Raw genomic sequence first — 24,973 nt, 5'->3', positions numbered from 1 at the left:
ATTACGGGAGTATCGAATAACTATTTTGCCTTTAGCCGGATAAGACGTCGGCGCCTCTGCTCTGCGGCGCAACGTCGACAGCGGTTTTATTGATCGGAAATGACGAAATTAACCCGTTTTTTTGAAATTAAACCGTGACCGTTCTGGCAAAAATAGTCCATTGCGCCGCAAGCTTTCAAAACCTGTAACGGCTGGCGGCAGTCAGGACAAATTGCCTGTAACGAGAAATCTTTAGCGCATGTCTCGCAATGCGCAGTATCGCCATTGCGCTCCAGCGCGTGATGGCAAACGGGGCAGGTTATTTCCATAACATTCTCCTCAGGCGCGTGACTCACTTTTACTCGAAAGGCCTGATAGCGCGAGCTTGTCAGGCCTGGAATATTACTGAAAAAACATTACTTGCTTTTCTTGATATGTTTCATCAGACGCTTACGTTTGCGCATTTGCGTTGGCGTCAGTGTGTTACGCTTGTTCGCATACGGGTTCTCCCCTTCTTTAAACTGAATGCGAATCGGCGTCCCCATCACTTCCAACGACTTGCGGAAGTAGTTCATCAGATAGCGCTTATAGGAGTCTGGCAGATCTTTTACCTGGTTGCCGTGAATAACCACAATCGGCGGGTTATAGCCGCCAGCGTGGGCATATTTCAGTTTTACACGGCGACCGCGCACCAGCGGCGGCTGATGATCTTCAACCGCCATCGTCATGATACGGGTCAGCATCGCAGTGCTCACCCGGCGAGTGGAACTGTCGTAAGCCTCGCGTACGGACTCAAACAGGTTGCCGACGCCGCTGCCGTGTAGCGCAGAGATAAAATGAACGCGGGCAAAATCAATAAAGCCCAGACGGAAATCCAGCGTCTCTTTCACCTGCTCTTTGACTTCCTGACTCAGGCCATCCCATTTGTTGACTACGATAACGAGTGAGCGCCCACTATTGAGGATAAAGCCCAGCAGAGACAAATCCTGGTCGGAGATCCCCTCGCGCGCATCGATAACCAACAGTACGACGTTAGCGTCTTCAATCGCCTGCAACGTTTTAATCACCGAGAACTTTTCTACCGCATCGGTGATTTTTCCGCGCTTACGCACCCCCGCCGTGTCAATCAGCACATATTCCCGTTCGTCGCGTTCCATCGGGATATAAATGCTGTCGCGAGTGGTGCCCGGCATGTCGTATACCACCACGCGCTCTTCGCCGAGAATACGGTTAGTGAGTGTGGACTTACCTACGTTCGGGCGACCAACAATCGCCAGCTTTATCGGCAGGCTTTGCGGGTCAAAATCATCTTCCGGCGCTTCTTCGCCATTTTGTTCCGCCTCGAACTGCGCCCAGTATTCCGCGTCTTCATCCACCTCTTCCTGCGGCGCGACATCATCCATCCACGGCAGAAGCACATGTTCCAGCAGGCTCAATACGCCGCGACCATGTGAGGCGGCGATAGGGTAAATTTCGCCTAATCCCAGCGAGTAAAAATCGACAACCGCCTGATCGGGATCGAGACCATCCGTTTTATTCGCCACCAGGAAGGTCGGTTTTTCACGGGAACGCAGATGTTTGGCAATCGCTTCATCCGCCGGCATCAGGCCAGCGCGCGCATCTACCATGAATAACACCACATCCGCTTCTTCAATCGCCAGCAGCGACTGTTCCGCCATCCGCGTTTCGACGCCATCTTCGGTGCCGTCAATACCGCCGGTGTCGATACAGATAAACTCGCGGCCTTCAACCTCCGCACGACCGTACTTACGGTCACGAGTCAGACCCGGGAAATCCGCAACCAGCGCATCTCGGGTGCGGGTCAGACGGTTAAATAGCGTGGATTTTCCGACGTTAGGGCGCCCGACAAGCGCGACCACAGGTACCATGTTTAAAGCCTCATTAAAAAAATCATCAGACAACGCGCGCATTTTGCGCCATTGTTAAAAACAGGAAAACGGCCCCTACACCAGGAGCCGTTTTTTAAAACGCACAACCGTGACGATTAACGCGTAATCGCGTAGACCGTACCGTCTTTGGCCTGGATGAGCAGTTTACCATCCGCCACCGTCGGTTCGGTCAGAAAACCGGAACTGTCTACTTTTTGTTGGGCCACAAAACGCCCGTCATCAACATTAATCCAGTGCAGATAACCTTCGCTATCGCCGACGACTAAATCACCATTATACAGCACCGGGGAGGTCAGCAAACGGTGCAGCAGATCGCTTTGCGTCCACAGCGTTACGCCGCCGTCAGTGGTCAGCGCCAGCACGCGATCGTTCTGATCGACCAGGTAGATACGGTCGCCGTCGACGATAAAGTCATTGACCGAACCCAGCTCGCGTTTCCACATAATCTGACCACTGCGCAGATCCAGCGCCGTTAAGTTACCATTATACGCCAACGCGTAAACGACGCCGTTTACCACAACCGGCGTGGTATCAACGTCGCTCAGACGGTCAATTTCCGTTGGGCCAGTGGCCTGGGAGATACGCTGTTGCCAAATCATCTGGCCTTGTTGCATCAACACGGCGCTGACGCGGCCATTGTCGCCACCAACGATAGCCGCGCCGAACGCGGTTGCCGGCGCAGATTCCCCGCGCAGCGACAGCGAAGGCATATCCAGGTTCACCGTCCATTTAATGGCGCCATCCGCCTGATTTAGCGCCTGCAACTGACCGTTGCTGGTATGGATAAGGACGATTCCATCACTGACAACCGGGCGAGACAACGCTTCGCCTGCGACCTTCGTCTGCCATGCTGTAGTGCCGTCGCTGGTATTCAGCGCATAAACCTCGGCCTTTTCACTGCCGATATAGACGTGACCGCCCGCGACCGTGACTCCGCCGGACAACAGCGCGGACGAACGAGAGAACCAGCCGTCTTTTTCGCCCAGATTCACAGACCAGATCTCTTTGCCATCATCCGCATTGAGCGCTTTTACCACGCCCGCGCGATCGGCTGCATAGACCACGTTATCTGCCATTACCGGATGAAGGTTAGAATAAAATTCGCCAATTCCGTTACCGACAGAGGTGCTCCAGACAGTGGTCGGGGTAAACTGGTTTTCAACCTGCGGTAATGGAGACATCTTGACGACATCTTCTTCGCCGCTAAACAGTGAACAGCCGCTGAGCAGGGTAACGGAAAGCAACCCTGGCAGAAGTAATTTACGCAATTGCATCGGGTCCCTCTCAGATGGACAAATTATTGATTTTCATCTGCATCATTTCGCTCAACGCCGGAGAAGCATCGCTATTGACGCCCGCTTCCCATGCGCTGCGCGCGCCTTTTTTATCACCCTTACTCAGCAACGCTTCGCCGCGCAAATCAGCGACAATGGCCGTCCATCCTTCGCCTTTAACGGCATCCAGAGTTTTCAGCGCGGCATCAGCTTGCTTAAGCTGTAACTGAACGCGAGCGAGACGCAGATTAATCACCGCTTTGAGATTTTCATCGCTGGTGGCCGCCAACCCCTGCTGCAACTGGGCTTCGGCTTTTTTAAGTTCATTCTTATCCACAAACTGCTGCGCCAGTTCCATAGACGCCAGCGCACCATAGGTATTTTTATTCTCAGCCGCGAATTTTTCTGCGGCGGGAATGCTATCCGGCTTATCGGCGCTTACCGCCGTCACCGCATTTTGATACGCCAGAGAAGCAGCACGCGCGGACTCCGTCTGATGGCTGCTCCAGTAACGCCAGCCAACCAGCGCGCCAACCCCTAAAATCACTCCGACAGCCAGCGCTTTGCCGTTTTCGGCAAAGAAGCGTTTAATCGCATCCACCTGGTCGTGTTCGTTCTCGTAAATTTCCACGCTGTCCTTCTCCTTAGCCCAATAAAGTGCGCAAATGCGCGGCGACGCTGTCCTGCGCCACTGCCGTTTGCTCACCGGAGCGCAAATCCTTCACTACAACAGTCCCATCGGCGACTTCAGATTCGCCAAGAACCAGTGCAATACGGGCGCCCCACTTATCGGCGCGGGCAAACTGTTTCTTAAAGTTGCCGCCGCCGTGGTTTGTCATTAGCTTCACGCCTGGCATTTCATCGCGCAGCCGCTCCGCCAGCGTCATTGCCGCAGACTGCGTTTGTGCGCCGGCAGCTACCAGGTATATATCGACAACAGGAGAGGCAATAAATTCCGGATTAACTGCCTGAACTAACAAAACAAGTCGTTCCAGGCCCATCGCAAAGCCCACTGCCGGGGTAGCGCGACCGCCCAGTTGTTCCACCAGACCGTCATAACGACCACCCGCACAGACGGTGCCTTGTGACCCCAGACTGTTTGTTACCCATTCAAATACGGTGCGGTTGTAGTAATCCAGACCGCGTACCAGACGCTGGTTGACGGTGTAGGCAATCCCCGCCGCGTCCAGCAATTTACACAGGCCGGCAAAGTGCTCGCGTGAATCGTCATCGAGATAGTCGCCGAGAGCGGGCGCGTCGTTGAGCAGCGCCTGCACGTCCGGATTTTTTGAATCCAGCACGCGCAGCGGATTGGTATACATGCGGCGTTTGCAGTCTTCGTCCAGCGTCTCTTGATGCTGTTCGAGGAACGCGACCAGCGCATCGCGATAGTTCGCACGCGCCTCTAATGAACCAATAGAGTTCAGCTCCAGGCTAACGTGTTCAGCGATGCCCAGCGCGCGCCACCAGCGGGCGGTCAGCATAATCAGCTCCGCGTCAATATCCGGGCCTTGTAAGCCGAAGACTTCGGCGCCTAGCTGGTGGAACTGACGGTAGCGGCCTTTTTGCGGACGCTCATGACGGAACATCGGGCCGATATACCACAAACGCTGTTCCTGATTGTACAGGAGACCATGTTCGATGCCGGCGCGTACACAGCCCGCCGTACCTTCAGGGCGCAATGTCAGGCTATCGCCGTTGCGATCCTCAAAGGTGTACATCTCTTTTTCAACCACGTCAGTAACTTCACCGATCGCGCGTTTGAATAACGGGGTCTGCTCTACAATCGGCAAGCGGATTTCACTGTAACCGTAGCTGCCGAGCACGTTTTTGAGTGTGCCTTCAATGCGCTGCCAGATGGCGGTTTCGCCAGGCAGATAATCGTTCATGCCGCGAATGGCTTGAATGTTTTTTGCCACGTTTATTCTCTTTCTGAATATAAAAATGAACCCTCAGCGCTTCCCCGAACGAACCGGGAGCCATGCGGGTTCAATCATACACGGGAAGCGCGCCGCTTCCCATCACGTTCTTATTTTTCAACCTGCAGCACGTCAATCCGACGCGCTTCATCAAGTTGACTTGCTTTCGCGCGAATACGAGATTCAAGCTGCGCAATCATATCGTCGTTATCGAGTCTGTCCTTACGCACGCCGTCTTCATACAGGCCGCTTTTCTTATTGCCGCCCGTCACGCCCAGCGTTGATACCAGCGCTTCGCCCGGCCCGTTCACCACGCAACCGATGATCGAGACGTCCATCGGGGTGATGATATCTTCCAGACGCTGCTCCAGCGCGTTCACCGTGCCGATAACGTCGAACTCCTGGCGAGAACAGGTCGGGCAGGCGATGAAATTGATGCCGCGCGCGCGAATGCGCAGCGACTTCAGGATATCGAAACCGACTTTGATCTCTTCCACCGGATCGGCCGCCAACGATACGCGCAGCGTGTCGCCGATACCTTCCGATAACAGCAGACCTAAACCGATCGCCGACTTGACTGCCCCGCTACGCGCGCCGCCCGCTTCGGTGATCCCCAGATGCAGCGGCTGATCGATCTGTTTAGCCAACAAACGATAAGACTCAACAGCAAGGAATACATCGGACGCTTTTACACTCACTTTGAACTGATCAAAGTTGAGACGATCGAGATGATCGACATGACGCATGGCTGATTCCAGCAGCGCCTGCGGCGTCGGCTCACCGTATTTTTCCTGCAGATCTTTTTCCAGCGATCCGGCATTTACGCCGATACGAATAGGGATGTTTTTGTCGCGCGCGCAGTCCACCACCATGCGAATGCGTTCTTCGTTACCGATATTGCCGGGGTTGATACGCAAGCAGTCAACGCCGTATTCCGCCACCTTCAGCGCAATGCGGTAGTCGAAGTGAATATCGGCAACCAGCGGGACGTTAACCTGCTGTTTGATAAGCTTGAACGCTTCGGCGGCGTCCATGGTCGGTACAGAAACACGAACAATATCTGCGCCAACGCGTTCCAGCGCTTTGATCTGATTAACCGTCGCTTCCACGTCAGTGGTACGCGTGTTAGTCATCGACTGGACGGTGATGGGGGCGCCATCGCCAATCGGCACATTACCAACGTAAATACGTGTCGATTTTCTACGTTGAATCGGAGCCTGGTTATGCATGAAAAATCTCCCGCGTTACCCGTCTGTTACTGCGCCGGTGTCGGTTCGGCATTAAGGGTCAGACGCGCAACCTGATTAGTTCTGATAAAGCGGCTCAGATCGACAGGTTTTCCTTGATACTGGATCTGCACCGCGGCCGGCGCGCCAATTTTAAGTTTATAAGGCGCCTGACCTGTTAGGTTTAAATTACCATCTTTACGCTGCATACCGCTAAACAGCTTCTTACCCGTGGCGTCAGTGACTTCTAGCCAGCAGTCAGCGGTAAAATTCATCACCAGCGCGTTCGGATCGGCAGCAGGCGCCGCTACGCCAGCCTGACTGGTCGGCAGCGCGGACGGCGTTTCCGTTGCCGCTGGCGCGGCAGATGTCGCAGCCGTATCGACATTCGCCTGCGAAGGCGCGACTACCGTATTTTGCGTTGCCGTTGGCGCTGGCGTTTGCGTCGCCGCTGTCGAATCAACCGGCGTCGCAGGAGCCGGAGCCGTTTGCGCTGGCGTCGTATCCTGGCTTGTCGCGTCACGGGTGTCCAGCGGTACGCTTTGGCCGCTGTCTTTATCTGCGTTCAGTTCAGCCGTGCTTTGATCGGCCATTGTCGTGATCTCTTCCTGCTGCGCCTTATGGTTCTGCCACCACCAGGCGCCGGTGAGCCCTACGACCACAAACAGTACCAGCCAGGTAAAAGACATTAACCAGCCGTCGCGTTTTTTGCGACGCTTTCCTAATGAGAAACTCTGCATCGGAGCGACTTTGGCGGCGCGCAGCGGGGCCTGTTTTTCCAGCCCCGGCAGCAGTTCCTCTTCTGGAACATGCACCAGACGCGCATATGAGCGGATATATCCGCGCAGGAAGGTTGAAGCAAGATCGGACGGCGCCTTATCTTCTTCAATATCGCGTACCGTAGAAACCTTCAGGCAAAGTCGCTCAGCGACAGCCTGCTGGCTGAGTCCGAGTTGTTCACGGGCATTGCGCAGACGAACGCCGGTGGTTTGTGCTTCATTTTGGTCGTGCGTGGCTTCAGTATTCATTCGCTACAGCTACAGGTACGTGTAAATTAGGATTCAGGCGCCGACGAGCCGTAATGCCCGCCCACACCGCGAAACATCAGGTTAGTTAACCTTAGTCAGACAGTATAAGCCTGTCAGGCCGCAGATGACAAAACCGCTAAGACACAAGGCTAAACTCTTGTTGCACCATTACATACTGCCTTAAAGTCGACAAAAACGCACCGTTATTATTGACCAGACAAGTACAACGCCAGACATTATTCAACTGACATTGCGCCACGGTATAATGAATGCCCCGTGGCGCAACTGCTATCAAATAGCCTTGATGTCAATCACCTCTCCCTGCATACGCTTACGCAGGGTACGTTTAGTACGGTCAATCACATCGCCTGCCAACTGTCCGCACGCCGCATCAATATCATCGCCACGCGTCTTGCGTACGATGGTCGTGAAACCATAACTCATCAAAACTTTAGAAAAGCGATCGATACGGCTGTTAGAGCTGCGGCCATACGGCGCGCCAGGGAACGGGTTCCACGGAATCAGATTAATCTTACAAGGCGTCTCTTTTAATAGCTCCGCCAGTTGATGCGCGTGTTCAGTGCCGTCGTTGACGTGGTCAAGCATCACGTATTCAATCGTCACGCGCCCCTGATTGGCGTTGGATTTCTCCAGATAGCGGCGAACCGCGCCCAGGAACGTTTCGATATTGTATTTTTTGTTGATCGGGACGATTTCGTCGCGAATAGTGTCATTCGGCGCATGTAAGGAGATAGCCAGCGCGACATCTATCATATCGCCCAGTTTATCCAGCGCAGGCACCACGCCGGACGTTGAGAGCGTGACACGACGTTTGGACAGGCCGAAACCAAAGTCATCGAGCATAATTTCCATCGCCGGTACGACATTGGTCAGGTTAAGCAATGGCTCGCCCATCCCCATCATGACCACATTGGTGATCGGACGCTGGCCGGTGACTTTGGCCGCGCCGACGATTTTCGCCGCACGCCAGACCTGACCGATAATTTCCGATACGCGCAGGTTGCGGTTAAAGCCCTGCTGCGCAGTTGAACAAAACTTGCACTCCAGCGCGCATCCTACCTGTGAAGAGACACACAGCGTAGCGCGGTCGTCCTCCGGGATGTAGACCGTTTCAACGCGCTGATCGCCGACAGCAATCGCCCACTTGATGGTGCCGTCTGAGGAACGCTGCTCTTCAACGACCTCCGGCGCGCGGATTTCCGCGACCTCTTTTAATTTGCCGCGCAACACTTTGTTGATGTCGGTCATCTCATCAAAATTATCGCAGCAATAGTGATACATCCATTTCATCACCTGATCGGCGCGGAAAGGCTTTTCACCTAAGTTTTTAAAAAACTCGCGCATCTGCTGACGGTTGAGATCCAGCAGGTTGATTTTTGTTTCGTTGTTAGGAACTACCGGGGTACTGCTTTCAGGTGTGACAATTTGTTCAGACATATGCTATTCCGGCCTCGTTATTACACGTTATGGCCCCTGGAGGGTTGAAAAAAGAAACGCCCCGGTAAGCTTACTGCTCGTCCGGGGGCGCTGCATTGTACAAATTCTGGCGTAAGGATGCCACGTCTGCACGCGGCATTAGCGAAAATAATATTTGAACCGATAATTTATCGCCAACGCATTTACAGCGTGAAAGACGAAGGAGATTAACGGGTGCGCGGGCACACTTCGCCTTCACCGAAGAAAAAGGCGATTTCGCGCTGCGCGGATTCCAGCGAATCCGAACCATGGGTGCCGTTTTCAGTTAAGCTATCAGCGTAGTCGGCGCGCAGCGTACCCGCCAACGCGTTCGCCGGATTGGTGGCGCCAAGCAGATCGCGGTGACGCTGTACCGCATTTTCACTTTCCAGCACGGATACCACGATAGGGCCAGAGGTCATGAACTCCACCAGACCGTCAAAGAACGGCTTACCGTCGTGCTCAGCATAGAAGCCGCGCGCCTGCTCAACGGTCAGATGCAGCATTTTAGTGCCAACAATTTTGAACCCTGCAGCTTCAAAGCGCGCAAAGATGCTGCCAATAACGTTTTTTGCCACCGCGTTGGGTTTAATGATGGAAAAAGTCCGTTCAATAGCCATGTTTACCTCTGAAATATGTTCTGTTGTTATGTCAGGCGCGGATTATAAAGAGCATCCCATCAATTGCCTATGGATGCAGGTAACATTTTTTTAAAATAAAATGAGCATTAGCAACAAAAGTTAAAGGCGCACAGCAAACTCAGGGGACTGACACAGCACGCAGTGCGTGTGTTCAGGCGTGAGAGCATGGAAAGTACGTTTGCAGCTTTCGCAGGTGAGCGTATACACCGCACTATGCCGCGTTGAGGCGGGTTCCACGTCAAACCGCAGCCGCAGCGCCTGATGCGGACATACCGCCGCACAGCCGCCGCATCCCGTACAACGCGCCGCCGCTATCGTCAGGGTATTGTCGTCAAACTGGATAGCGTTCTCCGGGCAGCTTCGCCAGCAGGCGCCGCACATCCTGCACTCTTGCGGACTGATTTCGGGTACGCATTCGCTGAACGCGGAAAACGCCTGTCTGAGACGCCGTTTCCCCGGCTCGACGGCGCACGGGGTAATGGCGTCGCGCGGAACATGAAACAGAGTGCGCCGCGAGGCGTTAATCTCCGCGCCGACAACGTGTTTGAAAGACCAGCCCGGCTCGCCATAGCGGCGCAGCGCTAAATTTAGCCCCGCCAGCGCCATCAGCCACTGCGCCGATCGCTCCACCGCAATATCAATAAAGCGAATACCGTACTGGCTGTGCCAGAGAAGCAGTTCATCGACCGTTGGCGCCTGTAGCGAAAACGGCCCCACCAACGTATCCCCCTGCACAAAGCGTTTAACCGGTTTGATACCGGTAATGGCGTCAACAGGACAGACAAACAGACAGTCGCCACAGGCTATGCAGCGCGTCGTATCTATGCTGACCTGCCCCTGCGCCAGCGAAAACGCCTGCGCCGGACAAACATCGGCGCAAGCGCGGCAGGAAGAAAAACGAAAGCGACGACGGACGCAGGCCTGCGTCACGTCTACCGCCGGATCGATCGTCAGGTTAACCATCAGCCAATACTAAAGAAGACGTAGCGCAGCATAATCTCGCCGATAAGCAGCAATACGCTGCCCGCCACCAGCGTCCCTCTGGCGTTTCGCAGACCGCCTGCGGCAAAGCAGAGCATTCCCGCCGCTGAGACACACCAGCCGAGAAGATAGACGTCACGCAACTGCGCCAGCGCCTGTAGCGGATGATGCGGGAAAGTGACGACCGTCGTATCCACCGCATTAATATCCGCCAGCCATAGCGGCTGCATGATCAGGCGAATCAGCACCATCAGTGCGACCACCACCACAGCGCAGCGCATTGCGGTGCCAGCGTTGCGCAGATAAGCCAGCGCAATGACTACCGAACCGATAATGCCTGACGTGCCAAAAAACAGCGCCAGCGTGTTGCTATGCTGCCAGGTCGCCACCGAGGCATGGATATAAACCTGCGCCATGCAGAATACATCCACCAGCCCGAACGCTGCCGCCAGCGCCAGCAGCGGCTGCCAGCCTGGCTTTCGGAAAAACAGCAGCACAACCCCCAGTCCCAGCGCCGCCAGATAAAGGCTGGCAAAGACGATTTCGCGACTCAGCCACGAACTGGCGACATGACGTAACGCATTTAGCGCATTCAGGGGATAGCCCATGTGCAGCGCTGAAGCAAGCAGCCCCACGCAGGCCAGCACAAACGCCCCCGCCATCGCGGGAAGCGCGCCGCGTGCAGGCACGCGTCCCTCTACGGCGTACTGGCGGCCCAACGCCAGCCACAGAGTCACCCCTACAGACCCTTGCAAACAGAGCGTAAAAATCAGCAGCGGTAACTCATGCATGGCGTTTACCCTCTTTTTCTGCGCCCTGATGCGCTTTTACAACCAGATTAGGCTTGGTTATGGATGAATCTGGCAGCCCGTTAACGTCGCATACGCTACCGTACTTCGCGCGCAGTTCATCAATCGGGCCAAACTTGATGGCCTCCAGCGGACAGGTCGCGACACAGACGGGCGGTTCACCTTTCGCCAGTAAATCAACGCACATGTCGCACTTGGACATTTGGCCGGTCTGCTCGTTAAGCTGCGGCGCGCCGTAAGGGCAGGACCAGGCGCAGTAGCCACAGCCGACGCATTTGTCGGTATCAACGCGCACGATGCCGTCGCCAGGGCGTTTATGCATAGCGGTAGTCGGGCAATTTTTGGTGCAGACAGGGTCCGCACAGTGGTTGCAGGAAATGGAAAGCGTATAAGCAAATACGTTATTGCTGACCCCGCCCTGCCCGGTCGGGATGAAACTTCCGCCCTTGACTTCATAGACGCGGCGGAAACGACGGCCTACTTCCAGATTGTTTTTGTCTTTGCAGGCCACCTGGCAGGCTTTACAACCGGAGCAGCGTGAGGAGTCGATGAAAAATCCCAGTTGTTTATCGCTCACCGGCGGGTAATGTGTAAACTGACTCATGCTTTAGCCACCTCCACCAGCATGGTTTGATGTGAATTTCCCTTCGCCAGCGCGGTAATACGGGCCGAGCTGAGGACGTTCGCACAGCCGCCTTTATCAATACCGTTCTCATCCGGCTGCCACCAGGCGCCGGCCTGCATCGCGACAACGCCGGGAATAATGCGCGGCGTCACTTCCGCCGGGATTTCGCAAATCCCGCGTGAGTTATGAATGCGCACCATGTCACCATGCGTAATGCCGCGCTTTTGCGCATCCTGCGGGTTGATCCACAATGTCTGCTGCTGCACTTCAATCAGCCACGGGTTAGCGTATTGCGTTGAGTTGGCGCGGTTTTTTCCTTTCCACGTAATTAACTGGAGCGGAAAATCTTTCGCCAGCGCATCCTCCGGGCCTTCATGCGCAGGAACGTAGTGCGATAACGCCGGGATTTCCGGATGCTGCATGTCGTACAGGCGCTTCGAGAAGATCTCTATTTTCCCTGACGGCGTCGGGAACGGATGATTTTCCGGATCGCGAATATTGTCTTCAAAGGCGATAAATGGCGCGCTTTTGAACAGATACTGACGGGTCTTTTGCAGCGTGGCGAAATCCGGCAGATTTTCGTCCGGCATCGCCAGGCGCGTCTGTTCCCAGATGTGTTCAATCCACGCTTTCTCATCGCGCCCCTGGCTAAATTCATTCTCAATGCCTAATTTCGCCGCCACCTCACGTAGCCAGTCGTAGTCGGAGCGCCGCTCAAATTCAGGCTCGATCAGTTTTTCAGAGAGTATCAGGTAGCTTGCCGTGCCCCAGGTTTCACCGATGTTCCAGCGTTCCATAAAGCTGGTTTCCGGCAGCAGTAGATCAGCGTATTTCGCGCTCGGCGTCATAAACAGATCGCTGGCGACAATAAACTGGATCTTTGATTCATCCTCCAGTACGCGTACCGCCTGGTGCAGATCGGGGTTCTGATTCGCCAGATAGTTCCCGGCCAGCGAGAACAGAATACGGATGTTACTGTCCAGCTTATCGGCATCTTTCAGCCCCATATCCGGCGTCACTTTGCTGGCGTCGTCTGCGGCCTGTACCCAGTTCATCACCGAAATTTTGGCTTTTACCGGGTTATCCGGCATCTCCGGACCCGCGGCAAATTTACGGTTAGCGCAGCCGCCGTAACCCGCAGCCCAACCGCCTTTGATGCCGACATTACCGGTAATGGTCGCCAGTAGAGTCGAGCCGCGCGCGGTGCGCTCGCCGCAGTTGTGGCGCTGTGGTCCCCACCCCTGAATCAACGCGGCGGGTTTGGTATTCGCGTAATCACGCGCTAACTGGCGAATGGTTTGCGCCGGCACATGGGTGATCTTTTCCGCCCACTCGGGGGACTTAACGACACCGTCTTTGGCGCCGGTCAGATATGCCACCAGCGATTCGTTAGCCGGTACGCCTTCCGGCATTGAGTCTTCGTCAAAACCGATAGCGTAGCGCGCAATAAATGCGCGATCGTGCAGATTCTCGCTGATGATGACGTACATCATCGCGTCCATCAGCGCATTGTCGGTGGTGGGCAGTAGCGGGATCCACTGATCCGCCAGCGACGAAACGGTGTCGGAATAGCGCGGATCGACCACGATAAACCGCGTACCGTTCTGCTTCATCTTCTGCAAGAAATAGTTGGTATGACCAAAAATGGTCTCCGTCGGGTTATGGCCCCACAGAATCACCAGTTTGGTCTCCAAAAGCGTATCCAGCGAACTGCCGCTGGCGGCAATGCCGTAAGTATAAGGCGTCGCGGCCGCCGTGTTGCCCATACTCACAGAATGGTAGCTTTCGAGATAGCCGCCGGTCAGATTCAGCAGGCGACGCGCCATTTTATCGCCGGAAAAGGTGCCGCCGGAAACGGCAGTGCCAACATGAACATAGCGCGAAGCCGGGCCATATTTTTCAGTAATCGATTTTAAATTATCGGCGATTAAGGTTGTCGCTTCATCCCAGGAAATTCGCTCGAATTTTCCTTCACCGCGTTTTCCTACGCGCTTCATGGGATATTTAAGTCTGTCAGGATGATAAACAAATTTACGGTATGCGCGTCCACGAACACAGGCACGCATCACCGGCATTTGCGCATCCAGCGCATTATCCGGTCGCGTTGAAATTCGCGTCACGATACCGTCACTAACATGCGCCCGAATATCGCATTTGCCCCCGCAGTCAAAAGTGCTGCATGTCTGAACGACTTTTTCCGCAGGCCTGTTTTCAGTTGCCGTCACAGCGCGCGCCTGAGCGGTAGCTGGCGAGGAGACAAACGGTAACGCAATAAGCGCGGAGCTGGCCTGGATAAAGTGGCGGCGAGAAATAGCAGGCTGTTCGCCATTTCCCTGGCTTTTTATATTTTTCATGATCCGACTCGTCAAATAAAAACCCATTCTCGCGTTTTTAAGTGTTAGATCTCTTGATATTTATCAAGCTCCCTCATTAAGGGTAATTCCGGAGAATTAATAATTCTCATTAACTTTAAATTAAATGAAATTCATAATTTATTCTGAAGAGTTGTTAACGTATTAATTCAAAATTAACCGCTGCAACCTGACCGGACTCATCCATTACGACAAGTTGATAACGTCCAGCGATATTGAGTAATAAAGAAAGACGATTATTTTCGCCATTAACAGGTTCGCCATTTAAAAACCACCAGCGACGCCCTTTACCGCCGGTAGTCGAGACGGGCAGCGTGACGTTTTCCTGGTCTGGCAATTGCCTGATCACCGCGCCATCCCTCACTCCTGACAGCATTAACGGCGCGGCATCATTGCCCTGTAGCGGCGGACAGTAAGCGGACGCCGCGGGCAAGCGGGCGCTACGTCTTTCCGCAGGCGGCAGCCACGGCTCCAGCGGCCGCGGCCAGACGATAAACGTATGCGCACGCGCCTGCGGACAGTCGGGAGCGACACGCCGCCCCGTATCATCCAGCCAGACCGGGAAACGAATACCGTTGATGTCTTCCTGCTCAGGTAACAGCAGCGTGGGCGGCTGGCTGTCGTCAAGCAGCCATGTCGCCAGTCGGCGGCGACAGTTGCTGTCTCCGGCAGGCAGAGTCTGTCCGCCCGGCCAGCAAATGACGCCGCGGCTTACCGTCTGCGGACGCGGATCTTCCGGTAGGCGTCCCGTATGCGCCAGTAACAAATTATTGACCTGGTTAAGCAATGGCACCGCGCTGGCAAAACCAAATTGCCCCACCACAGGCGTGCCGTCGGGTCTGCCTGTCCAGATGCCGATGATATAGCGCGCGTTAACGCCAATAGCCCACGCATCGCGATAGCCGTAGCTGGTGCCGGTTTTCCACGCCAACGGCACAATGCGCGGCAGCGCGTTATCCGGTAAGGGTTGCGCTTCATCCGCCATAATTCGTCGAATGATCCACGCCGCTCCCGGCGACATTAATGGTCTTTCCGACAGCGGATCGTCCGGCTGTAACCGTAATTTCGCCGCTTTCCCATGACGAGCGAACGCGCTGTATGCCGCCGCCATCTCGTCAAGCCGCGCGCCCGCGCCGCCCAGAATCAGCGAAAGATTGGGCGCCGCGCCAGCAGGCAAATATAGCGGCAGGCCGACGTTACGCAGTTTTGCCGCAAATCGTTTCGGCCCATAGGCCTCAAGCACCTGAACGGCAGGCAGATTCAGCGAGCGTACCAGCGCGTCGCTCATGCTGACCGGGCCGTGAAATCCGCTGTCGAAGTTTCCCGGGCGGTAATCTCCGGTGCGGCGCGGAACGTCCTGTAATAATGATGCGGGATGGATCAAGCCGTCATCCAGCGCCAGACCATACACAAAGGGTTTGAGTACCGATCCCGGCGATCGGATCGACGTTACCATGTCGACATGACCAAAACGACTGTCGTCATTAAGGTCTACCGATCCGACCCAGCCGCGCACGCTCATATCGGTATGATCGACAACGATCATCGCCAACGAACTGCGTGCCGGCAACCGCCCTTTCCATGCCCGCGCCAGATCTTCCAGTTGCCGCTGTAACCCGGCGTCCAGCGTGGTCACAATTTTGTCGTTCTGGCTTTTACTCAACATCATTCGGGCAAAAAGCGGCGCCAGTTGCGGCATTTGACGCGGCGCCAGCCAGACCGGTTCTTCACGCGACTCGCGTACCGTTTCGGCAGGCCAGACGCCCTGCGCCGCCATCCGATCCAGCACTTTATTTCGTGCCGCTTCGGCTCTCGCAGGCCAGCGGTCGGGGCGTAACCGGCTCGGCGCCTGCGGCAATACGGCCAGCAGCGCCGCGTCAGCGTAGCTCAGGCGCGCGGGCGGCTTGCCGAAGTAGGCCCAGCTTGCAGCGCCAATACCCTGTAGCGTGCCGCCGAACGGCGCGCGGTTCAGGTACAGCGTCAGGATATCGCGCTTGGACAAATGCCATTCAAGCTGGAGGGCGCGCCAAAGCTGGCGGATTTTACCGCCGAACGTGCGCGAATGCGGGTCCAGCAGTCTCGCCACCTGCATAGTCAGCGTACTGCCGCCGGAAATAACGCGCCCGGCGGTAAGATCCTGCCATGCCGCGCGCGCGACGGAGAAAGGGTTAACGCCAGGGTGCCGCCAGAACCAGCGATCTTCGTAATTGATTAAGGCCTCCAGGTAACGGGGAGAGACCTCTTCTATCGTCACCGGATAACGCCAGATCCCCCCGGCGTCGGCAAAGCGCCACAGCGGCGTACCGTCATGGGCTACCACGACCCGCGCAGGATGGACCTCATTGAGCGGCAGCGGCCAGAGTTTATCCGCCGCCCATAACGCCAGGAAAATAAAAAGCGGCGCGCCCGCCAGCCACAGCCAGCGGCCACGTTTACCACGCCAACCGTTCATTTAAGGCGTCACAATCAGCAGCCCCTCGCTCGCGCCGGTTGCCCGCCACTGAGGCGCGTACATCGATTCCACCTGCGGTTGCGCAAGCTGGTACGTCCCCGGCGTTACCGCGCGCGCCAGGTAGACCAGCGTCACGGGCTGGCCCTCATTGACAACGACGGCAGCCACAAACCGATCGTCGCGGAATTCCATATACTGAATATCCGCCTGCTGCATCTGATTAAGCAGATTTTGCACTTCGCTACCGCTCTCCGGCAGGCTGGCGCTGCTGTCAGCCAGATTCTGGTTTTCCAGCTCCAGCCCGGCCGGGAGCAGGTCCACCACCAGCGCATCCGGCACATTGCGATCGGCCACTACCGTTAACCAGACCAGCACCAGTTCGCCGCTACGCAACGAGGACAGCGATTTGCGCTGACCATCGGTCCCCAGTATTTGTCGTTCAATCTGCAAAACGTTGCTGGCAGGCTCAGGCGCAGATGAGGGATAGCCGCTGCTATCCAGACGCAACCATAGCGGCTGGCTACCGGTGTTCGTCACCTCAAGGGCGGCCAGCTGGTCAGCATCCAGATTACGGGTCAGCGCCTTGTCGCCCGACAGCGGCTGCGCCTCTAACGAGGTCTGCGCCTGCCAGGCGCCCGCGCTGGCCTGTCGCGAATGCGCGGCGAGGAACAAGGCATTGTTCTCCTGGGTAGAGAGCCAGCGCTGACCGAAGGCCTGCTCAGAAAGCGAGCTTAATAGCGCGTTTTGCGCGTCCGGTCTGAGGTTGTTCTCTTCCAGTAGCGACAACATCAGAGCGTTATCGCGCAGAGAACTGCCGTAATCCGCTATCCATTGCCGTTCGTCCTGACGCGGCGTATTCAGCGCCAGCGTAATGGCCTCTTCGCCGCGTCTGGCATCACCCATCGTGTTTAACGCGATGCCCAATTGCATCAGCGGCAGTCCTGAAGCCGCCTGACTACGGCGCTCCCAGATTTCGCGCAGCGCGCCGAGCGGCGCTTTCTGCTGACGCGCCAGTACCAGCGCGGCGTAAGCCTGAGCGGCAAAAGTACTGGCCTGGGTATTATCGCTATAACGAATCAGCATCAGCATCGTGCCGGAATCCTGCAGATAGCGCAGCAGTCGCTCATTGCCCCGGTTAATGGCCTCCGGCGGGACGCTATATCCCTGCTCGCCCGCGCGAATGAGGAAATCCATCGCGTAGGCCGTTAGCCAGGGCTCTTCCGCCCCATTTTCATCCCATAGCGCAAAACCGCCGTTATCACGCTGCATCTGTAGTATGCGGGAGATGCCGATATCCACCGCGGCGCGCCGTTTTTCATCGCTATCGCCGGTAATACCGAGCGACTGCAATTGAGCGGCATTAGTATACAGCGCCGGGAATAACCCGCTGGCGGTTTGTTCCAGGCACCCGTACGGATATGCTTTCAGCTCGCGAATGTAGCGCGCCAGATTGAGCGGCGGTTTTCCGCTTAACAGCAGTTGTCCCTGTAACGTGGCTGGCGAGACGTTTGCCAGATGCTGCCCTGGTACATGCCAGCTCTCTCCCGGCGCCAGCGCAATGCCGCTATTTACCGTTTGGGCTGGCCAGGCCGGACGCACGCCGATTTGCCACTGCTTATGCTGCGCGCCGAGGGTTTCTCCCGGCAGATTCAGACCGCTAATGGTCGCCTGGATTTCGCCTTCGCCCAAACCTTCCAGCGCGCGTACCGGAACGAATAAGGTGGTGCGCACGCCCGGCGCCAGGTTGACCGGTTGCGGCTGCTGGCTAAGCAGTTCCAGTAACCCACTGGCGGCGAGCGCAATATTCAGCGTCTGCGGGCGGTCGGTCAGATTGGTGACGTCCAGCACCAGTCGCGAAACATCCCCTCCCGCCAGAAAACGCGGCATATTCAGCTCGGCAATCACTGGCGCGGCGACAACGACTTTGCTTTCGCCGCGACCAAAATCGTCCGCTGTCCATGCCTGCGCCATAACCCGCAGTTCGCCGTTAAAGTCGCCAATCGGCAGCGTTACGACCCCTTCGCCCTGCTCATTGAGCGTGATCGGCTGCGCCTGCTGCGCGATGATATTGACATGGTTTACCGGCGGTTTTCCGCCGCGCTTAAGGTCGTCGCCATCGCCGCCAAAACGCAACGCCGCCAGCCGCCCCTGCCCTTCAATGACCTGGCCGTAAATATCGTAGATATCCGCACCGTAGCGTTTTTGACCGAAGAACGCCTGCCACGGGTCCGGCGTCGCGTAATCGGTGATGTTCAATACGCCGCTATCGACCGCGGAGACCAGCACGTTGATCTGTTTTGGCATTTCGCCGTGTTTAACGCTGGCTTTCACCCTGACGGTGAGCGGCTGATTTGGGCGCATTTTAGCCGGGCTTTCGAGCGCCAGATCGAGGCGGCGGTTTTCATCCCCCAGCGGTAGGTGTAGTAACCCCACGGCGCGTTTTGGCGTCGCGGAACGAGATTTATCGCCAGGACGCACCACCAGCGTACTGAGATAGAGATCGTGGCGATTCCAGGTTTTATCCACTGGAATCGTGAGCTCCAGACCTTGTGCCGGCACATCGATCGCCTGCCACCACAGCGGACCGTCGCTGGACTCCACCATCGCATAACCTTTACCGGCGACCGGCGCGGCAATATGCAATTTCATGGTATCGCCTGGACGATAATTCGCTTTATCCAGTTTGAGGGTGACGCGATCCGGACGCGCCGCGCCGCTACCGTCGCTGTTATCCTGCCAGCTATAGCCGGCCCAGAAACGAACGCTGCTGACCGTCTCATTCGGCGCTTTGACCTCCAGACGGTACGCGCCCCATTCCACCGGGAAGCTGACTTTTCCGGTTTCATCCGCGTTCAGATCCAGCGTCTGCTCGCCCTCCACCAGATCTTTTTGATCAAACTGCGACTGCCAGCCTTCGCTTTCCGACCAGTTCCAGTAATAGTCGCGACGCTCGCGGATGAGCCGCACCTGTAAACCGGACACCGCTTTTTTCTCGCCCTGCGCGTTGGCGTAAACAATATCGAATGCGGCGTTGCTGTCTTCGTCGACAATCGGTTGATTAACGGTGGTATCCGTACGGTAGTCGTATACCGCTTTGGCGGCGAACTGTGGACGAATTCCCGGTAACGTATCGGCAGGCCAAATCGCCTGCTCTACGCGACGAGTGACCGGACGACCGCCAGACTCCAGCAGGCTGGCCTGTAGAATTACCTGCAGCGGCGAATGCGCTTCTTGCCACTGGCTGGCAGCACTCACTTCACCACGTCCGCCTTTATCCAACGTAAGCTGAACTTCGTCCAGGCTGCGCGAAAGATTCTCTTCGGCAATATTGCCGAACTGGAAGCCAGGCAACGCCGCGACAGCGTCGCGCAGCGGACGCAGGAAAAGTTGCCCTTGCAGGGTATTGCCGTTAGCAGGCGCGCCATACAAGTAATAGCCGACAACGGAGAATTTCACCTCATCCGCAGGCGCCAGCGGTGTTTTTTGCGCCGTCAGGTTGAGCGCCATCCGCTCCGGCATAAAGTCTTCCACGTGGAAATCCCAACTCCGCAGCAAATTATCGCCGGTGTTAGCGCGGACATGCCACAAGCCGGTCGGCGCGTTGATATCCAGCGGATAATTCAAACGGTATAGCCCGTTTTCCGGCTGGCTGACGACGGTACGCATCACCTGTCCGTCTGGTTTTACCACTTCCAGCTTAACGGGTTGATCGGGCAACGTTTTACCGTCGCTATCGCGCAGTAATCCGTTGAGGATAACCGTTTCGCCCGGTCGGTAGAGATCGCGCGGGCCGAACATAAAGAACTGCTTGCTGTAGCCGGGCGCGCCAGCGACATTAAATTCCGACAGATCCAGAGCCGGAAGCGTGAGATCGAGCAGCGTGGTCTGCTCCTCTTTACGCGCCAGTAATAGCGCCGCCGCTTTATCAGCCTCCAGTTGCACATGTCCCTGCGCGTCGCTCGTCGCCTGCGCCAGCGTCTGACCTTTATCATTCAGAAGAACGATCTCAATTCCCGACTGCGCCGCGCCGTTTTCCAGGCTTTGCGTAAAGATATCCAGACGATTATGGTAACGGTGCGCGGACACGCCGATATCGCTAAGGGTAAACAACGTAGCGGCATTACTATAGTTGTAGTGTCCAGCCTGATTCATTACCGCCACATATACGCCCGCCTGTTGCAGCGGCTTAATATCGCTTAATGGCAGCAGCAGTTTCTCACGCGTATTGCGCGCCGGATTAAGATCAAAACGACCGGTATAAACCAGATCCGCCATTTTCAGCAGATGGTCGGACTCCCAGTTAGAGAGAGAACTACGGTACTCCCACTGGCTGACAAATGACGCCAGCGATCCGGGCTTAACGCGGAAAAAGTTCACATCAACATGGTTGACGTTAAGCGCCATGACCGGCAGTCCTTCCGCGATTTTCCCCGGTAGCAGCGATCCCCGGCTGGCAAAGCCGACGCTGGGCTGGACATCACGCGTGGTAATCGTTTTTTCATAAGACTTGCCGAAGGTGGCGTTATTCAGCGCCTTAACGGCGGGATCAACCGTGACCACCAGCACGCGCTCAGGTTCCAGATGACGTAACCTTAGCTCTTTTAAATTTGGCGCCAGCTCCCATGCGCCGTCAACGCTGCCGCTTTTCTTATCAACCACGTGAACCACACGGGAGAAATCCTGTTCAGGATCTAAAGGAATTGAAAACGTCAGCACCAGCGTCGCCGCGCCGTCAAGCTGCGCTTCGGAGGCGTCTAATAGCGTGAGCGCTTTGCCCTGGCTTTGCTGCGCCAGCTTTTGTAGCTGTGCCGGATCTTTCGCAGGCGATGGCTGCGCTACGGCTGGCGCTTCGCTTTTAGTCGTCGGGGCGGTTTTATCGTTGTTATCGCACCCCGCCAGCGCCAGCATGATCATGCAGGCCACCACGCGTAAATGTTTCATCTTTCATCCCTGGCCTTAACGGCCTGTCAGCAACGGTTGATGAGATATTATGCGCGAGAAATTTTATTGTGTAAGTCCGTATTACTGTGATGATGCGAAAATTTTACGCAGAAATGTGGTTTCGCCAGCCAAAACAGCCTCTTCTACTTGTCCCTTTTCGGGAAACGTCCGACAATTTGACCATAATCAGGTAACAATGGAGATGCCCATGACCACCGCCTTTTTTGTCGCCGCCGACTGGCTTGCCGAACATATTGATGATCCGGAAATACAGATTCTTGACGCCCGTATGGCGCCGCCGGGACAGGAACATCGTGATATGGCGGGCGAATATCGCGCCGGACATATTCCCGGCGCGCTGTTTTTTGATATTGAAGCGCTTTCCGATCGCGCATCGCCGCTGCCGCATATGATGCCGCGCCCGGAAGCGTTTGCGGTGGCCATGCGTGAACTGGGTGTTCGCCAGGATAAACACCTGGTCATATACGATGAAGGCAATCTGTTCTCCGCTCCGCGGGCATGGTGGATGCTGCGCACGTTCGGTGCCGAGAAAGTGTCCATTCTGGCGGGCGGACTGGCGGGCTGGCAGCGTGACGAATGGCTATTGCGCGAAGGCGAGGAAGCGCATGAAGGAGGCGAGTTTGAGGCCAAATTCGCGCCGCAAGCCATGGTGCGTCTCACCGACGTATTGCTGGCAAGCCATGAAAAAACCGCGCAAATTGTTGACGCGCGTCCGGCGACGCGTTTTAACGCTCAGGCTGATGAACCGCGTCCGGGACTGAGGCGCGGACACATTCCTGGCGCGCTAAACGTCCCGTGGACGGAACTGGTGTATGAGGGCGAATTAAAGACCACTGACGAACTGAATGAGGTTTTTTTCAGCCACGGCGTGAGTTTCGACAGACCGATTATCGCCAGTTGCGGTTCCGGCGTGACGGCCGCGGTCGTGGTGCTGGCGCTCGCCACGCTGGATGTGCCTGACGTCACGCTTTACGACGGCGCGTGGAGCGAATGGGGCGCGCGTACCGATTTACCGGTTGAACCCGCTTAATATCTGCCATGCCGGATGGCGCTCACGCTTATCCGGCCTACCGTTCAGGCTGATGTAAAACGATCTACAGACATTGCTTTTATTCAGCTCTTTTCCGCTGTCCTGCAAACGGGCATTATTTTCTCTTAATAAAATCCTATTTTTTATCGGTAAATACTTTACGCCGGGTATAAGGAGTATCATCACCGCTGTTTTGGTTTTCACCGGGAATAACTCCTGTAAATATAATTTTTTAAGGATGGAAAATGAATATTTCACTCGCTAATTTAATTGAGTTGGTTAAAAAGGTTAACCGCAATAAGGTACCTAATCCTATGCCTGCCGAGGAAATAAGTCGTCTGCGGGTGCGTAAGTATCGCGATCCGCAAAATACGGAAACCACTGAGTTACCTGAAAGCCTGAAGGCGCTACTGGCCTACGACCGCGATCTACTTAGCAATTATAATATGCCTGTGATTGAAACATTACAAAGATCTATTGATAAAGAGGGAGTAATTCATTCTTACTCCCCTGATGAAGAGGCGTATTACGGCGTTGGCATGGATGGCTCAGGTATTGATATTGAAGATCTGATGCCTGTCTGGAGTAACGATCCCCGTCTTCCGGCATTAATTCGTATCGATCATGTCGGCGATCAGGCCATTTTTATCTATATCACAGAACGGGATGCCAACGGCGAATACCCTATTGCCCGCATGGAACGAAATGAATTCTGGCTGGCGGAGTCTTCCCTGGTGGAATATCTCTATAATATTCTTTCGCGCGCTAAAGACATTGGCTTTACCAAAGAGGATTTACATCTTCCGCAATGGAAGGCACAGCAAAAAATGAATGAACAACGCGATGCCGCTTTACTTGACCTGGAGAATTATCATGAGGAACTTTGGGCAAAACTGGACGCGCTCGGCGATTAATCGCCATGATGTCGGGTGGCGCTCACGCTTATCCGGCCTACCGTTCAGGCTGATTTAAAACGAATCTACATAAATTCTGTTTAAGCAGGCCACAAAAAAACCGCTCAATTGAGCGGTTTTTTTGTGCTGGTCCGGTTCGCGGCCTTTCCAGCAGGCTTTGTTGCCATAGCAACGCAGGCACACCACAGTAGGTAAATACTCCCTTTTAAGGAGAGCAAAGTCAAGTTAATTCACGACGAAACTATTCAGCATTTGAGGTATTATCTTTCCCGGCCCCCTCCGCCGTCTCGCAAACGGGCGCTGGCTTCAGGAGAGGATGTTCCATGGCCGTAAGCACAGGCACACCACAGTGCCTGCTATCACGGCATTATCGTCAGCGGTGCTGCCGTGATGCGGTCTTCGCAAGGACCGCAACATGAAGGTACGATGCTTTTGTGTCGTGCTTCTTGTTTCTGGCACGTTGTGTCTTCACGCAGACAGAAGCCACCCAGGTAGCTCTGTTCCCGTAACGCTCAACGTCCAGAGCAGGTAAGCCAGGAGGCCGCCCTGTTGGGCGGCTTTCTTTTCTTCAGATGATGCGGTTCTGTTTAAAATCGCGCAGGAACCCGCCCCAGCGGCGCTCGTAGAACGGCGCGATATGCTCGGTGATAAAGTGGCTGATACCCTGCTCGCCCTTCCTCACCTGACAAATATCGATCGGTTCGTCACCCGGTAACGTGTCGGTCGCCACATTGCCCGCCGCATGAATGATCTCTTCAATGTCGCCGTCAGCCTCAATGCCAATCAGCAGATTGGGTTGGGCGTCCGCATGTTCTTTAATCGCGCAGAGAAATGCGCGTTTCACCGGTTTGATGGTTTTAAACAGCGTAGTGAGGGAATCAATCATCTGCGACGGCGGCTCGGCCACTTCGGATAAAATAAGCGACTCGCCGCCTTCCAGCACTTCCTGCGTACTTAACGGACTGCCTTCCTCAGCGAGAAGCAGGCTGATTTCACGCGGCATAAACTCTTTGCCGGTCGGCAATTTAGCGTTGAGGAATAACGTTTCGCCAAGCGTCATTTCAAACAGCGCGCGCGCCGGCATCACCACAAATGCCTGTTCGTCTTCCACGGCCTGCTGCAGCGCCTCCAGAGAAGTAAAGAAGGGAATGACGGTCGTGCCGTCTTCTTTTTCCCAGTGCTGCAAATCCAGAGCGCTGTCTTCCACAATCGCCTCGCCTTCGGCAGCGCTGCCCGGCACCCAGACGGTGGACTCCAGTAAGGTACGGAAAAATGCCGGACGATGCGCGGGCTCAGTCGCCGCTTTCTCCAGCAAGATTTCTAATTCATTTTTAGTTTCGGACATAGGAATCACAAATTATGTATATGGGTTGTA

Annotated in this window: 20 protein-coding genes; 3 read left to right on the top strand and 17 right to left on the bottom strand. The window is 55.6% G+C overall.

Features of this window, described 5'->3' with window-relative positions; all coding sequences use genetic code 11:
- Positions 1 to 86 precede the first annotated feature (86 nt).
- The 15 genes from ACLD3P_RS13675 to ACLD3P_RS13605 form a co-directional block, all read right to left on the bottom strand.
- Positions 87 to 308 (bottom strand): zinc ribbon domain-containing protein, encoded by a 222-nt coding sequence (locus tag ACLD3P_RS13675; protein WP_024797651.1) that lies wholly within the window; start codon positions 306 to 308, stop codon positions 87 to 89.
- A gap of 87 nt (positions 309 to 395) precedes the next feature.
- Positions 396 to 1,868: a ribosome biogenesis GTPase Der gene (der, locus tag ACLD3P_RS13670; protein WP_000249411.1), complete on the bottom strand. Its 1,473-nt coding sequence runs from the start codon at positions 1,866 to 1,868 to the stop codon at positions 396 to 398.
- Between the two features lie 116 nt (positions 1,869 to 1,984).
- Positions 1,985 to 3,163: an outer membrane protein assembly factor BamB gene (bamB, locus tag ACLD3P_RS13665; protein ID WP_001177072.1), complete on the bottom strand. Its 1,179-nt coding sequence runs from the start codon at positions 3,161 to 3,163 to the stop codon at positions 1,985 to 1,987.
- Between the two features lie 10 nt (positions 3,164 to 3,173).
- Positions 3,174 to 3,794 (bottom strand): YfgM family protein, encoded by a 621-nt coding sequence (locus ACLD3P_RS13660; RefSeq protein WP_000409190.1) that lies wholly within the window; start codon positions 3,792 to 3,794, stop codon positions 3,174 to 3,176.
- A gap of 13 nt (positions 3,795 to 3,807) precedes the next feature.
- Positions 3,808 to 5,082, bottom strand: a complete 1,275-nt coding sequence (gene hisS / locus ACLD3P_RS13655; protein WP_001107141.1) for a histidine--tRNA ligase — start codon at positions 5,080 to 5,082, stop codon at positions 3,808 to 3,810.
- Positions 5,083 to 5,192: 110 nt separating this feature from the next.
- Positions 5,193 to 6,311 (bottom strand): flavodoxin-dependent (E)-4-hydroxy-3-methylbut-2-enyl-diphosphate synthase, encoded by a 1,119-nt coding sequence (ispG, locus tag ACLD3P_RS13650; RefSeq protein WP_000551832.1) that lies wholly within the window; start codon positions 6,309 to 6,311, stop codon positions 5,193 to 5,195.
- Positions 6,312 to 6,337: 26 nt separating this feature from the next.
- A complete protein-coding gene (gene rodZ, locus ACLD3P_RS13645; protein ID WP_052942688.1) occupies positions 6,338 to 7,336 on the bottom strand; it encodes a cytoskeleton protein RodZ in 999 nt (332 codons plus the stop codon).
- A 291-nt stretch (positions 7,337 to 7,627) separates the two neighbouring features.
- Positions 7,628 to 8,794, bottom strand: a complete 1,167-nt coding sequence (locus tag ACLD3P_RS13640; RefSeq protein ID WP_000003213.1) for a bifunctional tRNA (adenosine(37)-C2)-methyltransferase TrmG/ribosomal RNA large subunit methyltransferase RlmN — start codon at positions 8,792 to 8,794, stop codon at positions 7,628 to 7,630.
- 206 nt (positions 8,795 to 9,000) lie between these two features.
- On the bottom strand, positions 9,001 to 9,432 hold the full coding sequence (gene ndk / locus ACLD3P_RS13635; RefSeq protein ID WP_000963846.1) for a nucleoside-diphosphate kinase: 432 nt from the start codon (positions 9,430 to 9,432) through the stop codon (positions 9,001 to 9,003).
- Positions 9,433 to 9,552: 120 nt separating this feature from the next.
- Complete coding sequence (locus ACLD3P_RS13630) at positions 9,553 to 10,416, bottom strand: 4Fe-4S binding protein (RefSeq protein ID WP_411006392.1); 864 nt, start codon at positions 10,414 to 10,416, stop codon at positions 9,553 to 9,555.
- A complete protein-coding gene (locus ACLD3P_RS13625) occupies positions 10,416 to 11,225 on the bottom strand; it encodes a dimethyl sulfoxide reductase anchor subunit family protein (RefSeq protein ID WP_000544885.1) in 810 nt (269 codons plus the stop codon). Before ACLD3P_RS13625 ends, ACLD3P_RS13630 begins: the two co-directional genes overlap by 1 nt.
- Complete coding sequence (locus ACLD3P_RS13620) at positions 11,218 to 11,847, bottom strand: DMSO/selenate family reductase complex B subunit (RefSeq protein ID WP_000077436.1); 630 nt, start codon at positions 11,845 to 11,847, stop codon at positions 11,218 to 11,220. Before ACLD3P_RS13620 ends, ACLD3P_RS13625 begins: the two co-directional genes overlap by 8 nt.
- Positions 11,844 to 14,222: a DmsA/YnfE/YnfF family dimethyl sulfoxide reductase gene (locus ACLD3P_RS13615; RefSeq protein WP_368655505.1), complete on the bottom strand. Its 2,379-nt coding sequence runs from the start codon at positions 14,220 to 14,222 to the stop codon at positions 11,844 to 11,846. Before ACLD3P_RS13615 ends, ACLD3P_RS13620 begins: the two co-directional genes overlap by 4 nt.
- Positions 14,223 to 14,376: 154 nt before the next feature.
- Positions 14,377 to 16,692, bottom strand: a complete 2,316-nt coding sequence (pbpC, locus tag ACLD3P_RS13610; RefSeq protein ID WP_411006393.1) for a penicillin-binding protein 1C — start codon at positions 16,690 to 16,692, stop codon at positions 14,377 to 14,379.
- Positions 16,693 to 21,633 (bottom strand): alpha-2-macroglobulin family protein, encoded by a 4,941-nt coding sequence (locus ACLD3P_RS13605; protein ID WP_411006394.1) that lies wholly within the window; start codon positions 21,631 to 21,633, stop codon positions 16,693 to 16,695.
- Positions 21,634 to 21,841: 208 nt separating this feature from the next.
- Here ACLD3P_RS13605 and sseA point away from each other — a divergent pair, with 208 nt between their 5' ends.
- Positions 21,842 to 22,684 (top strand): sulfurtransferase, encoded by an 843-nt coding sequence (gene sseA / locus ACLD3P_RS13600; RefSeq protein WP_411006395.1) that lies wholly within the window; start codon positions 21,842 to 21,844, stop codon positions 22,682 to 22,684.
- Here the strand turns inward: sseA and ACLD3P_RS13595 are convergent.
- A complete protein-coding gene (locus tag ACLD3P_RS13595; RefSeq protein WP_164975122.1) occupies positions 22,664 to 22,888 on the bottom strand; it encodes a hypothetical protein in 225 nt (74 codons plus the stop codon). The genes sseA and ACLD3P_RS13595 overlap by 21 nt on opposite strands.
- A gap of 41 nt (positions 22,889 to 22,929) precedes the next feature.
- Between ACLD3P_RS13595 and ACLD3P_RS13590 the strand changes: the two genes are divergently transcribed.
- Positions 22,930 to 23,598 carry a DUF5066 family protein gene (locus tag ACLD3P_RS13590; RefSeq protein ID WP_115395885.1) on the top strand — a complete coding sequence of 223 codons (669 nt, stop codon included), beginning with the start codon at positions 22,930 to 22,932 and terminating at the stop codon, positions 23,596 to 23,598.
- Between the two features lie 415 nt (positions 23,599 to 24,013).
- Complete coding sequence (gene timP / locus ACLD3P_RS13585; RefSeq protein ID WP_242618368.1) at positions 24,014 to 24,130, top strand: small toxic inner membrane protein TimP; 117 nt, start codon at positions 24,014 to 24,016, stop codon at positions 24,128 to 24,130.
- Between the two features lie 36 nt (positions 24,131 to 24,166).
- Here timP and sseB read toward each other — a convergent pair whose 3' ends face one another.
- Positions 24,167 to 24,943, bottom strand: a complete 777-nt coding sequence (sseB, locus tag ACLD3P_RS13580; protein ID WP_162803238.1) for an enhanced serine sensitivity protein SseB — start codon at positions 24,941 to 24,943, stop codon at positions 24,167 to 24,169.
- Positions 24,944 to 24,973 lie beyond the last annotated feature (30 nt).

Origin of the sequence: Salmonella sp. 741265073_HBA, assembly GCF_046569105.1 — a bacterium.
Lineage (GTDB): Bacteria > Pseudomonadota > Gammaproteobacteria > Enterobacterales > Enterobacteriaceae > Salmonella > Salmonella enterica.
This window is presented reverse-complemented; position numbering and strand designations above follow the sequence as displayed.

Excerpts from the sequence above, each read along its gene's own strand:
- ACLD3P_RS13590 (WP_115395885.1), top strand. The coding sequence starts at position 22,930 with ATGAATATTTCACTCGCTAATTTAATTGAGTTGGTTAAAAAGGTTAAC.
- ispG (WP_000551832.1), bottom strand. The coding sequence starts at position 6,311 with ATGCATAACCAGGCTCCGATTCAACGTAGAAAATCGACACGTATTTAC.
- ACLD3P_RS13640 (WP_000003213.1), bottom strand. The coding sequence starts at position 8,794 with ATGTCTGAACAAATTGTCACACCTGAAAGCAGTACCCCGGTAGTTCCT.
- ACLD3P_RS13630 (WP_411006392.1), bottom strand. The coding sequence starts at position 10,416 with ATGGTTAACCTGACGATCGATCCGGCGGTAGACGTGACGCAGGCCTGC.
- bamB (WP_001177072.1), bottom strand. The coding sequence starts at position 3,163 with ATGCAATTGCGTAAATTACTTCTGCCAGGGTTGCTTTCCGTTACCCTG.
- ndk (WP_000963846.1), bottom strand. The coding sequence starts at position 9,432 with ATGGCTATTGAACGGACTTTTTCCATCATTAAACCCAACGCGGTGGCA.
- ACLD3P_RS13625 (WP_000544885.1), bottom strand. The coding sequence starts at position 11,225 with ATGCATGAGTTACCGCTGCTGATTTTTACGCTCTGTTTGCAAGGGTCT.
- ACLD3P_RS13605 (WP_411006394.1), bottom strand. The coding sequence starts at position 21,633 with ATGAAACATTTACGCGTGGTGGCCTGCATGATCATGCTGGCGCTGGCG.
- sseA (WP_411006395.1), top strand. The coding sequence starts at position 21,842 with ATGACCACCGCCTTTTTTGTCGCCGCCGACTGGCTTGCCGAACATATT.
- ACLD3P_RS13620 (WP_000077436.1), bottom strand. The coding sequence starts at position 11,847 with ATGAGTCAGTTTACACATTACCCGCCGGTGAGCGATAAACAACTGGGA.
- ACLD3P_RS13675 (WP_024797651.1), bottom strand. The coding sequence starts at position 308 with ATGGAAATAACCTGCCCCGTTTGCCATCACGCGCTGGAGCGCAATGGC.
- rodZ (WP_052942688.1), bottom strand. The coding sequence starts at position 7,336 with ATGAATACTGAAGCCACGCACGACCAAAATGAAGCACAAACCACCGGC.
- timP (WP_242618368.1), top strand. The coding sequence starts at position 24,014 with ATGAAGGTACGATGCTTTTGTGTCGTGCTTCTTGTTTCTGGCACGTTG.
- der (WP_000249411.1), bottom strand. The coding sequence starts at position 1,868 with ATGGTACCTGTGGTCGCGCTTGTCGGGCGCCCTAACGTCGGAAAATCC.
- ACLD3P_RS13615 (WP_368655505.1), bottom strand. The coding sequence starts at position 14,222 with ATGAAAAATATAAAAAGCCAGGGAAATGGCGAACAGCCTGCTATTTCT.
- pbpC (WP_411006393.1), bottom strand. The coding sequence starts at position 16,692 with ATGAACGGTTGGCGTGGTAAACGTGGCCGCTGGCTGTGGCTGGCGGGC.
- sseB (WP_162803238.1), bottom strand. The coding sequence starts at position 24,943 with ATGTCCGAAACTAAAAATGAATTAGAAATCTTGCTGGAGAAAGCGGCG.